This is a genomic window from Rhodococcus oxybenzonivorans (assembly GCF_003130705.1).
In the GTDB taxonomy this organism is placed as follows: domain Bacteria; phylum Actinomycetota; class Actinomycetes; order Mycobacteriales; family Mycobacteriaceae; genus Rhodococcus_F; species Rhodococcus_F oxybenzonivorans.
Window position 1 is genome coordinate 3493312 of sequence record NZ_CP021354.1, and the last position, 12561, is coordinate 3505872.

Consider the following 12561-nt stretch of genomic DNA (forward strand, 5'->3'; position numbering starts at 1 on the left):
GAATCATCACTGCCGCTACTTAGAGCACCGGTGCATGCTCAACAACCGTTCATCGTCCGCTCAGCAGATCAACCACGTTTGCTCCGGCCCTTTCGGGCCTCGGGATGGGTGACAGTGTGATCGGTGCGGGCGATCCCGGCCGCGCACGTGTGAGCCTCCCCATTTAGTCAACTATATTGATCAATGTAGTTGTACGCTTTGCTCATGATCACCGAAGAGGCCACCGCGCAAGTCCTGCGGGAAGCGCTGCGCCCAATCTGGCGGCAGCTCGCAACCGGCAGGACGATCTCCGTCGGTAAAATAGGTGTGCTCGGCTATCTGTCGAAGCACGGACGAACGTCCGCCTCGACACTCGCCACGGCCGAGAAGATCAGCCCCCAAGCAATCGCAACGACAGTGCGCGAACTCGAGAATCTCGGCCTCATCGTGCGTACCCCAGACGAGCAGGATCGACGCCGAATCTGGATCGAGCTCACCGATGCCGGTCGCGAGAGGCTGGCGCAGGAGCGGTCTAAAGGTTTGGAGTGGCTCGAACACGCCATCGCGGAACGGCTGACCGTCGAGGAGAAGAAGACTCTCGACTCCATCGTTCCGATTCTGCGCAAGTTGGCGGACGATGCCCCAGTCGACTGAGTCCACAACGGGTCCCCGGTTACTGCCGGCCCTGGCGTATGCCGCCCTGACGACCGCGGTCGTCAGTTCACTCGGCATGCTCCTGGTGCCCACCATCTCCCACGACATGCACGTCGAGGTGAGCACCGGCCAATGGATGCTCACCGTCAACCTCCTCGTCGGGGCGGTCGCAACACCCATCATGGGACGGCTGAGCGACGGACCCCACAAAAAGCGCCTGCTCCTGTTCTCCCTGACCACGATCCTCGTCGGTTCGATCGTCGCGGCCACGGCTCCCAACTTCACCGTCTTCCTGATCGGGCGCGCGTTGCAGGGACTCACCTACGGGATCGTTCCGGTGACGATCGCTCTGGCCCGCCGCTATCTTCCCGAGAACAAGGCCCGGCTCGGCATCTCCAGCCTGTCGGTAACGGTCACGACAGGCCTGGGACTCGGATACCCTCTGACCGGCATCCTTGCCGACCTTTTCGGGTTCCGTTTCGCCTTCTGGTTCGCGGCGCTGTTCCTGATCACCACCATCCTCGTAGTCTGGCGTGTCGTTCCCGCGGGCCCCGACGAGCGGGCACCACGCAACAGACTCGACGTCCCGGGCGCCCTGCTGGTCGGCACCGGACTCGCGTCCCTCCTCGTCGCCGTCAGCGAAGGCTCCCGGTGGGGCTGGGACTCGCCGTGGACCATCGGATTCTTCGCCGGTGCGGCCACACTGCTGACGGCGTGGTCCCTCGTCGAACTGCGAACCCCGTACCCGCTGATCAACCTGCGAGTCCTGCGCAACAGTGACGTTCTGGTCGCGAACAGCACCGCAATCGGCCTCGGCGCCGCAATGTACATCGGACTCTCGATCGGCAGCCTCATCGCCCAGGCGCCCACCTCCACCGGATACGGCATCGCGCTACCCCTGTTCTGGGCCGGATTCGTGATGCTCCCCTTGTCGGTCGCGAGCTTCGGCGCGAACCGGCTCGTGCGCGCCCTCTCGCACCGAATACGGATGAGGACTCTGCTGCTCGTCGGCGCCGGGCTGGTGACAGCCTCGAGCGCACTTCTCTGGGTGGCCCACGACGCGTTGTGGGAAATCCTGATCGGTATGTTCGGGTTCGGACTGGGGATGGGCATGACGTACGCGGCGATGCCGGCCCTGATCGCCCGGAGCGTGGCCGACACCGAACTCGGCAGCGCCGTGAGCTTCAACCAGGTGCTGCGCACCGTCGGCGGCTCATTCGGCAGCGCCCTCGCGGGTGCGGTGCTCGCCGCGAACCTGGCACCGAACCTACTTCCCACCGAAGGCGGGATCAAGCTCGCCCTTGCCGTGGGTGCCATCGGGTGCGCGGTCGTCTTCGCCGCACTCCTCGTCAATCACGTGATGTCGCGTCCGCCGACCCCGACGTCGGAGCCGGCGGACGCGCGTGTCAGTCGGGGCTAGGCGCCTTCGATGATGGCGGCCATTCCCTGCCCGCCTCCGATGCACATCGTGACGAGCGCCTTGCCGCCGCCGCGTCGCCGCAGTTCATGCAGCGCGGTGGTCGTCATTCGGGCACCGGTCGCGCCGATCGGGTGTCCGAGCGAGATCCCGGACCCGTTGACGTTGAGGCGGTCGCGGTCCTCGAATCCCCATTCCTTCAGAACGCCGAGCACCTGGCACGCGAAAGCTTCGTTCAGCTCGATCAGCGTGAAGTCGTCGAAGCTCGCACCGGTCCTGCGGAACAGCTTCGACGTGGCCGCGACCGGACCGAGGCCCATCAGCGCCGGTTCGCACCCGGCGGCGGACCACCCGGTGAGGAAACCCATCGGCTCGAGCCCGAGTTCGTCGAGTTGATCCTCGGCCACAACGAGCATCGACGACGCCGCATCGTTCTGCTGGCTCGCGTTGCCCGCGGTGACGACACCGTCCGGGAGCGCACTGCGCAGGCGCGCCAGCGTCTCCGGCGTGGTTTCCGGGCGGATACCCTCGTCCCTGGAGACGACGGAGACATTGCCCTTCCGGTCGGTGATCTTGACCTCGATCACCTCGTCGTCGAACTTGCCTGTCTCCCAAGCGGCGTGGGCCTTGGCGTGGCTTTCGGCGGCGAACGCGTCCGACTCCTCACGGCCGATCCCACACCGTGTCGCGACGTTCTCAGCGGTCTCGATCATGCCGCTGATCTTCCCGAACCGCCATTCCGGCTGGGAGCGTTCCCGCCCGCGGTCGAGGCGGTCGTACAGGTTCAGCGATCCGGCGCGGGTCCCCCAGCGGGCACCGGTGGTGTAGTGCTCGATGTTGCTCATCGACTCGACGCCACCGGCGAGCACCACGTCGGCTGCGCCGGTCTGCACCATCATCGACGCCGTCACGAGGGCTTGCAGGCCCGTGCCGCACCGGCGGTCGGTCTGCAATCCGGCGACGCTGATCGGCAGTCCTGCCTCGAGGGCGGCCCACCGGCCGATGCACGGGGCCTCGGAGTTGGCGTACGACTGTCCCATCACGACGTCTTCGATGAGGATCGGGTCGATCCCGGACCGCGCCACGGTCTCCTTGATCACGGTGGCGGCCAACGTCTCTGCCGGGACGCCGCGCAGTGCGCCGCCGAAACGGCCGACCGCGGTGCGGACCGGGGCGACCAGTGCTGCTCTTCGCATGTGACTTTTCCTTGTCTCAGGGAACCAGGGCCCCACAGATCACTTGTGTACGGGTTCAGAGTGCTTTCTTGGCTTCGCGGACGAGGCCGCCGCCAATGATCAGACGCTGGATCTCGCTGGTGCCCTCGTAGAGGCGAAGCAAGCGGATGTCGCGATAGATGCGTTCGACCGCAACACCTCTCATGTATCCGCTACCACCATGGACCTGCACCGCGAGGTCGGCGACCTTGCCGGCCATTTCCGTGCAGTACAACTTCGCCACGGACGGGGCGATGCGACGGTCCTCACCGCTGACGTACTTCTGTGCCGCCTCCCGCACCAGCGCGCGGCCCGCGGACACACCCACCTGCTGGTCAGCGAGCATGGCCTGCACCAGCTGGAAGTCGCCGATCGGAGTGCCACCCTGCTTCGTGACCGCCGCGAACGACACGGACTCATCGAGCGCGCGCTGTGCACTGCCGACGGCGAGGGCCGCGATGTGCACCCGACCCCGGGCAAGGGAGGTCATAGCGGCCCGGTAGCCGGCCTCTTCACTGCCGCCGATCAGGGCAGATTCGGGGACGGTGACGTCGTCGAACGCAACCTCTGCGGTCCAGGCACCCTCCTGGCCCATCTTCTTGTCTTTCGGACCGACCACGACACCGGCGGTGTCGGCCGGAACGAGGAACACCGCGATCCCGGTGCCGGTCTCGTCGGCGGGACGGGTGCGGGCAAACACGACGAACAGATCGGCCAACGGTGCGTTGGTGATGAACCGCTTGGTGCCGTTGATCGTCCACGTGCCGTCTTTCAGGGTCGCGCGGGTGGTCAGGCCCGCCGGGTTCGATCCTGCCTCCGCTTCGGTCAGCGCGAACGACGCGACAACCTCACCCGACGCGATCCGCTCGAGCCATTCCGACTTCTGCTCGTCGGTACCGAAGTTCACCAGCACCTGACCGGCGATCCCATTATTGGTACCGAACATCGACCGCAATGCCAGGCTCGTGTACCCGAACTCCATCGCCAGTTCCACGTCCTGCGTGAGGTCGAGCCCGAGGCCGCCCCACTGCTGCGGAATGGCGTACCCGAACAGACCCATCTCCGCCGCCTTACGGCGAACGTCGTCCGGGATCACATCCTTTTCCGCGATTTCACTTTCCCTCGGAATTACTTCCTTCTGAATGAATGTTCTCGTCTGCGCGAGAATGTCCTTGAAGTCTTCATCACTCACTTCGCGTTCAGCCATGACGGTGAATATCCAGCAAGCCCGGCCCTGGTGTCAAGTACGGGCCGTGCGCGGAAACGTGCTGCACAGAGGGCCTTCCGACACATAGGAAGTGGTTAACTCTCGGTTTCCTCGAGGGTCTTTGACCGCAGCGGATAAGAGCGCTTGAATAAGTAGCAAGCTCCGGGCGAAATACTCGTCTCAGACGATTCGCGAACGAAACTTTTCATCTAGAGAGACGAGATATTCCCGGACAGCTTCCGGATCCACGGTGGTGCGGCTACTCCGAGTTGGGTCGCCTCATACGAGAGGCACCGTTCTTTCTCATCGGTGAGGGCACCCACCCCGTACACCTACGAACTTAGGGAAACACATGACACTCCTCGAGGGGCGGGTCGCCGTCGTCACCGGCGCGGCTCAGGGCATCGGTTTCGAGATGGCCCGCAAGTTTGCGAGCGAGGGCGCCTCTGTCGTTCTCGGCGACATGCACGCCGACAACGTCAAGGCCGCCGCCGGAAAGCTGGAGGCCGACGGCTTCCAGGCTGTCGCCGTCGCATGCGACGTGACCGATCCGGATCAAATGCAGAACCTCGGGAAGAAGGCGCTCGACGCGTTCGGCGGAATGGACGTCTGGGTCAACAATGCAGGCATCACCCGCGACGCGACGCTGCGCAAGATGTCGCTGGCCGATTTCCGCGCGGTCATCGACGTGCACTTGCAGGGTGCGTGGCTGGGCACCCAGATCGCGTCGATCGCGATGCGGGAGGCCGGCAAGGGGTCGATCGTCAACATCTCGTCGATTTCGGGCAAGGTCGGCCTGGTCGGGCAGACCAACTACAGCGCCGCGAAGGCCGGCATGGTGGGTCTGACCAAGGCGGCCGCGAAAGAACTCGCCCACCTCGGAGTCCGGGTCAACGCGATCCAGCCCGGCGTGGTGAACACCGACATGATCCGCGCCCTGCGCGCCGACATCCTCGAGGCGAAGCTGAAGGAGGTTCCGATGGGACGCGGCGCCGAACCAGAAGAGATCGCCAACGTCGCCTTGTTCCTGGCCTCCGATCTGTCCAGCTACATGACGGGCACCGTCCTCGAAGTCACCGGCGGACGCCACATCTGACAACCAGCCGATCAGTCGCCCCTGAGGCAGTACTCTGCACGGGTGGAGTCGCGACACGTCGAATACTTCCTCGCCACCGTCGACAACGACGGCTTTGCGCTCGCGGCCGAGGCCCTGGGCGTCACCAAGCCGTCGTTGTCGAAGGGACTGCGCAACCTCGAACGTGACCTCGGTGCCGAATTGTTCCACCGCGTGGGCCGCGGTCTCGTGCTCAGCGCGGCGGGAAAGGCGTTCGTCGGTCCGGCCCGGCAGATTGTGCGAGACCTGGTGGCCGCCGAGAGCTCGTTCGTCGACGTCTCGGGACTGCCGCGCGGGCGACTCGACATCTGCGCCTCGGCACACGTTGCCGAAGGCCCTGTCACCAAGCTGATCGGATCATTCCGCACACAGTATCCCGGTGTGGTCGTCCGGCTCGCAGACCTGCGACCGGTCGACGTCATCGGGTCACTGATCCGGGACGGGCATTGCGAAATAGCCTTCAGTCATCTCCCTTTTGGCGCAGCAGGGTTGACAACACGGGCACTTGGATTCCACGAATACTGGCTGGTGGTCCCCCCGAACGCCGAAATAGACTGGCGGGAACCGTTCCCCCTCGACGATCTCCCAAAGATCCCGGTGGTGGGACTGCCCAAGGAATCGTCGGCGCGCACGGTGATCGAGAAGGCGTTGCAGGCGGCAGGGAGCCGGACGGTCATGTCGGCCGTCGTCGAGCAGCGAGAAGCCGTCGGCGCTTTCGTCGTCCAGGGAATAGGAATGTCGTTCATGGAACGTACCAATGCGGAACGGGCCGCAGTCGGCGGCGCCCGAATCTGCCCCCTCGACCCACCGATCACCGCCCCCTACGGGGTGATCTACGACGAAGCACGACTGTCTCCGGCAGGACGCGCATTCCTCGACACGCTCGCGCCCTGAACCTCGTCGAGCGCGGCGATGAACGCCGCCGCAGCGGGAGGAAGGGGATCGGGTCGATGGACGAGACCGATGGTGCGCACCTCCCGCGGTGCGAGCGAGCGAACCACCACCCCCGGCAGTTCGTGCTCGGCGACGCGCCGCGGCAGCAGCGTCGCCCCCGCACCCTGGACAACCAACTCCCACATCGACTGACGATGCGCACACTCGACTGCAACGTTGTGCACCGGCAGTCGTGGACGCGACCCGATCTCCACGATCATCGGAATATCGGCGAGCAGGTCGACCGGCACCGGATCGGGTAGTTCGATCGCCAGATCCGCGTGCAGCGCGAGCACGATCTCCTGCTCCCCCACCACCCGGAACCCGAGCCCCTGGTCGCCGACCAGCAGTTCGGTCAGCCCGAGGTCACACTCACCCGACCGGACCGCGCGGCCCACGCCGTCGGGCACGTCCGCTGACACCGTGGACAGGAGCACCCGTGGGAACAGTCGATGAAACCGACCGACGAGACGCGGGAGTGGATCGGCAGCAAGAGAATTGAGAACAGCCATAGTCAGCGTGCCGGACTGCACGTCGGCAACGTCCTGCACAGCCGCCCGCGCCCGCTCGACATCGGCAAGGACCTGCCGCGCCGCATCAGCGAACGACGTGCCCGCCGGAGTGATCCGCAGCTTCCGTCCTCCACGGTCGAACAACTCAACGCCCAGATCTCGTTCGAGAGTGCGGATCGCCTGCGACAGCGACGGCTGCGCGATGAACAGCGCCCGCGCGGCCTCGGTGATACTGCCGTGATCGGCCACGGCGACGAGGTACTCGGCGTCCCGGATATCCACCGGTCGAGTCTAGCGGCCGTGCAGTTCGCGAAGGTTACGCAGTTCGACGAGGCTGCCACGGCCGTCAGTCGTGTCTCGCGCGACGCCGAGCGAGCCCGGCCACGCCTGATAAACAAAGCGTCGCCCACGTTTTATATATTCTGCACTATGCACTCAAGTCGGTGGCGCGATCGGTCACACAACCACTCGGAGGTAGCAGATGACATCGACTACCGGTGTTCAGGCATTGAAAGAACTCATCGAGCCGGAACGTCTGCTGATCGACGGTTCCTGGGTGCCCTCGGTCGAGGGTGCGTCGTTCCCGGCGATCGATCCCGGTACCGGAGAGCAGGTGGCCCGGGTTGCCGAGGGTTCCGAGGCTGACGTCGACTCCGCGGTGGCCGCCGCCCGCCGCTCCTTCGATGACGCCCGGTGGCTACGGTTGTCGGGCCTGCAACGGTCGGTGATTCTGTGGCGCATCGCCGAGACCCTGGAGAACCGGACCGACGAACTCGCCGCACTGGAGAGCCTGGACGCGGGCATGCCCGTCTCGCAGGCACGCCTGATGGTCGGCGAGGCGATCGATCAGTTCCGGTACTTCGCCGGGTGGGCCGACAAGGTCGAGGGCAAGAGCGTCGAAATCGGCCCCGCCGATATGCGTTTTCAGGGATACACCCGCAAGGAAGCGGTCGGGGTGGCGGCGCTGATCGTGCCGTGGAACGCGCCCATCGTCGCGATCGCACAGAAACTGGCCCCCGCGCTCGCCGCGGGGTGCTCGTGCGTGCTCAAACCGTCGGAGGAGGCGTCACTCACCGCGTTAGCTGTGGGCCGACTGGTCCTCGACGCGAGCCTGCCGCCCGGCGTCGTCAACGTCGTCACCGGATTCGGGCCCCGGGTCGGCGCTCCCCTCGCCGCGCACCCCGGCGTCGACAAGGTGAGCTTCACCGGGTCGACCCAGGTCGGCAGGCAGATCGTGCAGGCCGCCGCGGGCAACCTCAAGAAGGTCTCGCTCGAACTCGGCGGCAATTCGGCGATGATCGTGCTGCCGGATGCGGATCTCGATACCGTGATCCCCGGCGTCGGGATCGGGATCTTCTGGAACTCCGGCCAGATCTGCACGTCCGGCTCCCGGCTGTTCGTCCACCGCGACATCGCCGACGAGGTGGCCGACGGGGTCGCCGAATTCAGCCGAAACCTGAAGGTCGGTTACGGCGCCGACCCGGACGCCGATCTGGGCCCCCTCATCTCGCAGCGCCACCTCGACCGGGTGAACGGATACGTCGAGAGCGGGATCGCGGCCGGCGCCCGGGTTGTGCGCGGCGGCAGGCGAATCGGCGACAGAGGCTACTTCTACGAGCCGACCGTGGTGGTCGACGCCGACCCCTCGATGGCGATGATCCGCGAGGAGATCTTCGGCCCGGTGCTCGGCGTCATGAAGTTCACCGACATCGACGCGGCGGTCGCCGCCGCCAACGACACCGAGTACGGCCTCGCCGGCAGCGTCTGGACGCGGGACGTCGCCCGCGCCCACTCGATCGCTCATCGGCTGCGGGCGAGCCGGATCGGCATCAACGTCCACCGCGCGGGCGGTGTGCAGATGCCTGTCGGCGGTTACAAGCAGTCCGGCTGGGGCCGTGAGAACGGTGCCGAGGCGCTCACCGAGTACCTCGAGACGAAGTCCGTGGTCACCCGTCTCTCCGACTGACCCCAGAACATTCCATTCACCAACCCCAAGGAGAAGTATGAAAACTCGCGGTGCCGTCATCCGTCATGTCCCCGGCGAACTCGAGGTGATCGACCTCGAGGTGGAGGATCCCCGCGAGGACGAAGTCCAGGTCAAGCTCGTCGCGAGCGGCATGTGCCACTCCGACGACCACCACGTCACCGGGGACATTCCGGTCGGCATGTATCCGTTCACCCTCGGCCACGAAGGCGCAGGCATCGTCACGAAGGCCGCCCCCAACTACAAGGGCATCGAGGTCGGCGACCACGTCGTCTTCTCCGCGATTCCGTCGTGCGGCCACTGCCGCTGGTGTTCGAGCAACCTGCAGAGTCTTTGCAATCTCGCCGCCGGCATCCTCGCCGGACCGCGCTGGACCGACGGCACGTTCCGGGTGCACACCACCGACGGGACGCCGGTCGGTCAGATGTGCGGCATCTCGACCTTCCTCGAAACCACCACGGTCTCCATCAACTCGGTGGTCAAGATCGACAAGGACATCCCCCTCGACAAGGCCTGCCTCGTCGGATGCGGGGTGAGCACCGGCTGGGGATCGGCCGTGAACCTCGGCAACGTCGAACCCGGGCACACCGTCATCGTCATGGGCATCGGCGGACTCGGCTCCGCCGCACTGCAGGGCGCCCGGCACGCCGGCACCTCGCACGTCATCGCCGTCGACCCCGTCGCCTTCAAACGGGACAGCGCAAAGACGTTCGGCGCGACCCACGCCGTAGCGACCATCGAGGAGGCGGCTGAACTTCGCCAAACAGTCCACCGACGGGCAGGGCGCGGATGCCCTCGTCATCACCGTCGGCGTGCTGGAGCCCGAACACGTAGCCCAGGCACTGGCCGCGGTCCGGAAGGCCGGCACCGTCGTCGTCACCGCGGTCGGCGAGCACTCCCGAGTTGGTCTGCCGATCCCGATCGCCGACCTGACGCTGTCCCAGAAGCGGCTGCAGGGATGCGTCTTCGGCTCGACCAACGGCACCTGGGACGTCAACCGGCTGCTGAACATGTACAAGGCCGGCCAGCTCAACCTCGACGACATGATCACCCGCACCTACCGACTCGACGACATCAACCAGGGATATCGGGACCTGATGGACGGCAAGAATATCCGCGGCGTCATCCTGTTCGACTGAGCGGACGAGCACTCGAGAGCGATGGGCCGCCCGGGAAGATCCCGGGCGGCCCTTCGCTTACTCCGGAGCGACCAGCGTTCGGGGTTCCACGTTCGACGCCCCAGTCTCGACCGCACGGGTGACGCGCATGAGGGCCGCCGCCACCACCGCCGCCAGCACGAGAGGCACAATGACCGCGAGGTACATCGTGCGGGGCGTCATCACGCTGAGCGCATAACCGGCGACGATCGGCGACAGAATGGCTCCGCCGCGCGCGACGCCCATCATCGCGCCGTATCCCTTGGCGCGTGCGAGCACGGGGTAGACCGCCGTCGAAGTCGAGGTGTACCCGGACAGCGCCGCGTAGGTGCCGCCGCCGAGCAACCCGGCCATTGCCAGTGCGAACGGGCCCTGGAGCGTAAGCGCGAAACCCGCGATTGCCACGGCGGACACGACTGACGTGACGAGCGCGATCCGCGCCCCGGGAAACCGCAATCCGAACGCGCCGAACAAGCATCCCCCGACGACCGCACCGAAGCTGATCATGATGCCGGCGAGAGCGCCGCTGCCCGCGTCACCACTGGCGTCCTTGATGAGCTGCGGTGTCCAGGCGCTCACGAAGTAGTAGCCAGCCGTGAGCATCGAATACCCGAACGCCAAGAGCACGGTGCGAGATCGCAGCTCCCTGCCGAGAAGACGGGCCGCACCCCCCGGTGTGGCGACCACCGGATCGGACGGCTCCTTCGCACCCTTCCGCGCAAGAAAGTCCTCCGATTCGCGGAGGAACGCGGCGGTCACCACGAACGACAGGACTCCCAACGCCGACCCGATCCAGAACATGCCCTGCCATGCTCCACCCGCCACCGAGAGGAGTCCCGCGCCGGCGAAGCCGGCGAGCATTGTGCCGATCGGGTACCCGATCATCACAAGTCCGAGCGCCACACTTCGACGGTTGGGCGGGACGGCTTCCTGGCACAAAACAATGATGACGACGCTGATGGTCCCGATCGCGATACCCGTGACGAACCGGGTCACGAGGAGCGTCGCGAAACCGGTAGAGAGCGCCGACGCCGCCAGTCCCAAGGTGTTCGCGGCCAGGCCGGCCAACAGGACGCGGCGTCGGCCGATGACATCCGCGAAGCGGGCGAGGCCGATCGCACCCACCGCCATACCGGCGAGCGCGGCGCTGATCAGATAGCCCTTCTGCGGATTGGTAGCAAACCCTTCCGGTAGGTGCGGCATCGCAAAACCCATCACGAGGACGTCATAGCCGTCCAGCATGTTCAGGAACATACAGAAGAACACGGTCGCAAGCTGATACGGGCGCAAACCCGCCTTCGCCGTCCCATCCTTCGTACTGGTCATCAGGTCCCTCTCACTCGACTCGTCGACGTGTCCGCGCGCATGACCGATAGGAACGACCGACCCCCGCGGCGCATGCGATCTGGATCACAGTGGAGACAATATATGATGCTCTGTGGATTATGTCTACGGATCCAAGGACCTGGCCGCGGTTCGAACATCGGCTCGGGGAAAGGTGTCGCCAAAGGCGCGAAGTCTGCGACAGCGGCTGGCAGGTCAGCCTTGCCGGGCGCCGCGGTCACCGGGCGGGCGCGAATGGTACATTATGTCGAGTCTCTGGATCCGGGAAGGTGCGACCGACGATGGCCCTGAATGACAGATCAAGGCGACAGCAACTTCCAGAGGAAGTTGCCACATACGTACGCGAGATGATCATTTCCGGCGAGGTGCGTGCAGGCGATTTCCTCCGCATCGAGCGGATCGCCGAAGCCGTGGGAGTCAGCACGACGCCCGTGCGAGAGGGACTCCTTGCGCTCCGGAGCGAAGGATTCGTCGAGATGGTTCCCCGGCGCGGCTTCGTCGTAGCCCCGTTCACGAAGCAAGACGTGCGCGACCTCTTCTGGGCACAGGCGCAGCTGGCCGGCGAACTGGCCGCCCGGGCCGCGAAGAACATCACACCCCAGCAGATCGTCGAGCTCGAAGGCATCCTTCAGCAGCACCAGGAGGCGATTGCCCAGGGCGACACGGAACGTATCGCCTCCCTCGGCCACGCGTTCCACCGCAAGATCAACCTGACCGCGGACTCTCCGCGCCTTGCGCGCCTCCTGGGCTCCGTCGTCACGAACCTTCCCAACCGCTTCTACGCCACCATCGAAGGCCACATCACCACCACGCAGGAGGAGCACCCCGTCCTCCTCGAGGCCCTGCGCAAGCACGCGGCCAAGAGAGCGAAAACTCTCATGGAATCGCACATCCTGGACGGCGCAGATCACCTGATCGACGAACTGGAGCAGCGCGGGCTGTGGGATGCCGACGACGAGGCGAACGTAGGCTGATCCGAATCGCGCTCGATCTCGCTGAGCGAACCGGCCGGGATGGAAGAACCCCACCGCGTGCAACTCCGGGGC

The 12561-nt window shown here is 65.8% G+C and carries 10 protein-coding genes and 1 pseudogene; 7 read left to right on the forward strand and 4 right to left on the reverse strand.

Annotation, left to right across the window (positions count from 1 at the left end):
- The first annotated feature begins 204 nt into the window (after window positions 1-204).
- Together CBI38_RS16430 and CBI38_RS16435 are read left to right on the forward strand one after the other, a co-directional pair.
- A complete protein-coding gene (locus tag CBI38_RS16430) occupies window positions 205-633 on the forward strand; it encodes a MarR family winged helix-turn-helix transcriptional regulator (RefSeq protein ID WP_109330385.1) in 429 nt (142 codons plus the stop codon).
- Entirely contained in the window at window positions 617-2053 is a 1437-nt protein-coding gene (locus CBI38_RS16435; RefSeq protein ID WP_109330387.1) for an MFS transporter, read from the forward strand. Before CBI38_RS16430 ends, CBI38_RS16435 begins: the two co-directional genes overlap by 17 nt.
- Here CBI38_RS16435 and CBI38_RS16440 read toward each other — a convergent pair.
- On the reverse strand, window positions 2050-3246 hold the full coding sequence (locus tag CBI38_RS16440) for an acetyl-CoA C-acetyltransferase (protein WP_109330389.1): 1197 nt from the start codon (window positions 3244-3246) through the stop codon (window positions 2050-2052). The genes CBI38_RS16435 and CBI38_RS16440 overlap by 4 nt on opposite strands.
- 55 nt (window positions 3247-3301) lie before the next feature.
- Window positions 3302-4471 (reverse strand): acyl-CoA dehydrogenase family protein, encoded by a 1170-nt coding sequence (locus tag CBI38_RS16445; protein WP_109330391.1) that lies wholly within the window; start codon window positions 4469-4471, stop codon window positions 3302-3304.
- A 352-nt stretch (window positions 4472-4823) separates the two neighbouring features.
- Here CBI38_RS16445 and fabG point away from each other — a divergent pair, with 352 nt between their 5' ends.
- Window positions 4824-5567 (forward strand): 3-oxoacyl-ACP reductase FabG, encoded by a 744-nt coding sequence (gene fabG / locus CBI38_RS16450; protein ID WP_109330393.1) that lies wholly within the window; start codon window positions 4824-4826, stop codon window positions 5565-5567.
- A 42-nt stretch (window positions 5568-5609) separates the two neighbouring features.
- Window positions 5610-6479, forward strand: a complete 870-nt coding sequence (locus CBI38_RS16455; protein WP_109330395.1) for a LysR family transcriptional regulator — start codon at window positions 5610-5612, stop codon at window positions 6477-6479.
- On the opposite strand, the gene CBI38_RS16460 is transcribed toward CBI38_RS16455, so the two are convergent.
- Window positions 6419-7312 carry a LysR family transcriptional regulator gene (locus CBI38_RS16460; protein WP_109330397.1) on the reverse strand — a complete coding sequence of 298 codons (894 nt, stop codon included), beginning with the start codon at window positions 7310-7312 and terminating at the stop codon, window positions 6419-6421. The genes CBI38_RS16455 and CBI38_RS16460 overlap by 61 nt on opposite strands.
- 199 nt (window positions 7313-7511) lie before the next feature.
- On the opposite strand from CBI38_RS16460, the gene CBI38_RS16465 reads away from it, so the two are divergent.
- Together CBI38_RS16465 and CBI38_RS16470 are read left to right on the forward strand one after the other, a co-directional pair.
- Window positions 7512-8996: an aldehyde dehydrogenase family protein gene (locus CBI38_RS16465; protein ID WP_109330399.1), complete on the forward strand. Its 1485-nt coding sequence runs from the start codon at window positions 7512-7514 to the stop codon at window positions 8994-8996.
- Window positions 8997-9033: 37 nt separating this feature from the next.
- Window positions 9034-10153: pseudogene (locus tag CBI38_RS16470) on the forward strand (NDMA-dependent alcohol dehydrogenase).
- Window positions 10154-10210: 57 nt separating this feature from the next.
- On the opposite strand, the gene CBI38_RS16475 reads toward CBI38_RS16470, so the two are convergent.
- Window positions 10211-11497, reverse strand: coding sequence for an MFS transporter (locus tag CBI38_RS16475; protein ID WP_109330402.1), 1287 nt, complete (start codon window positions 11495-11497; stop codon window positions 10211-10213).
- A gap of 299 nt (window positions 11498-11796) precedes the next feature.
- On the opposite strand from CBI38_RS16475, the gene CBI38_RS16480 reads away from it, so the two are divergent.
- A complete protein-coding gene (locus CBI38_RS16480; RefSeq protein WP_109330404.1) occupies window positions 11797-12489 on the forward strand; it encodes a GntR family transcriptional regulator in 693 nt (230 codons plus the stop codon).
- Window positions 12490-12561 lie beyond the last annotated feature (72 nt).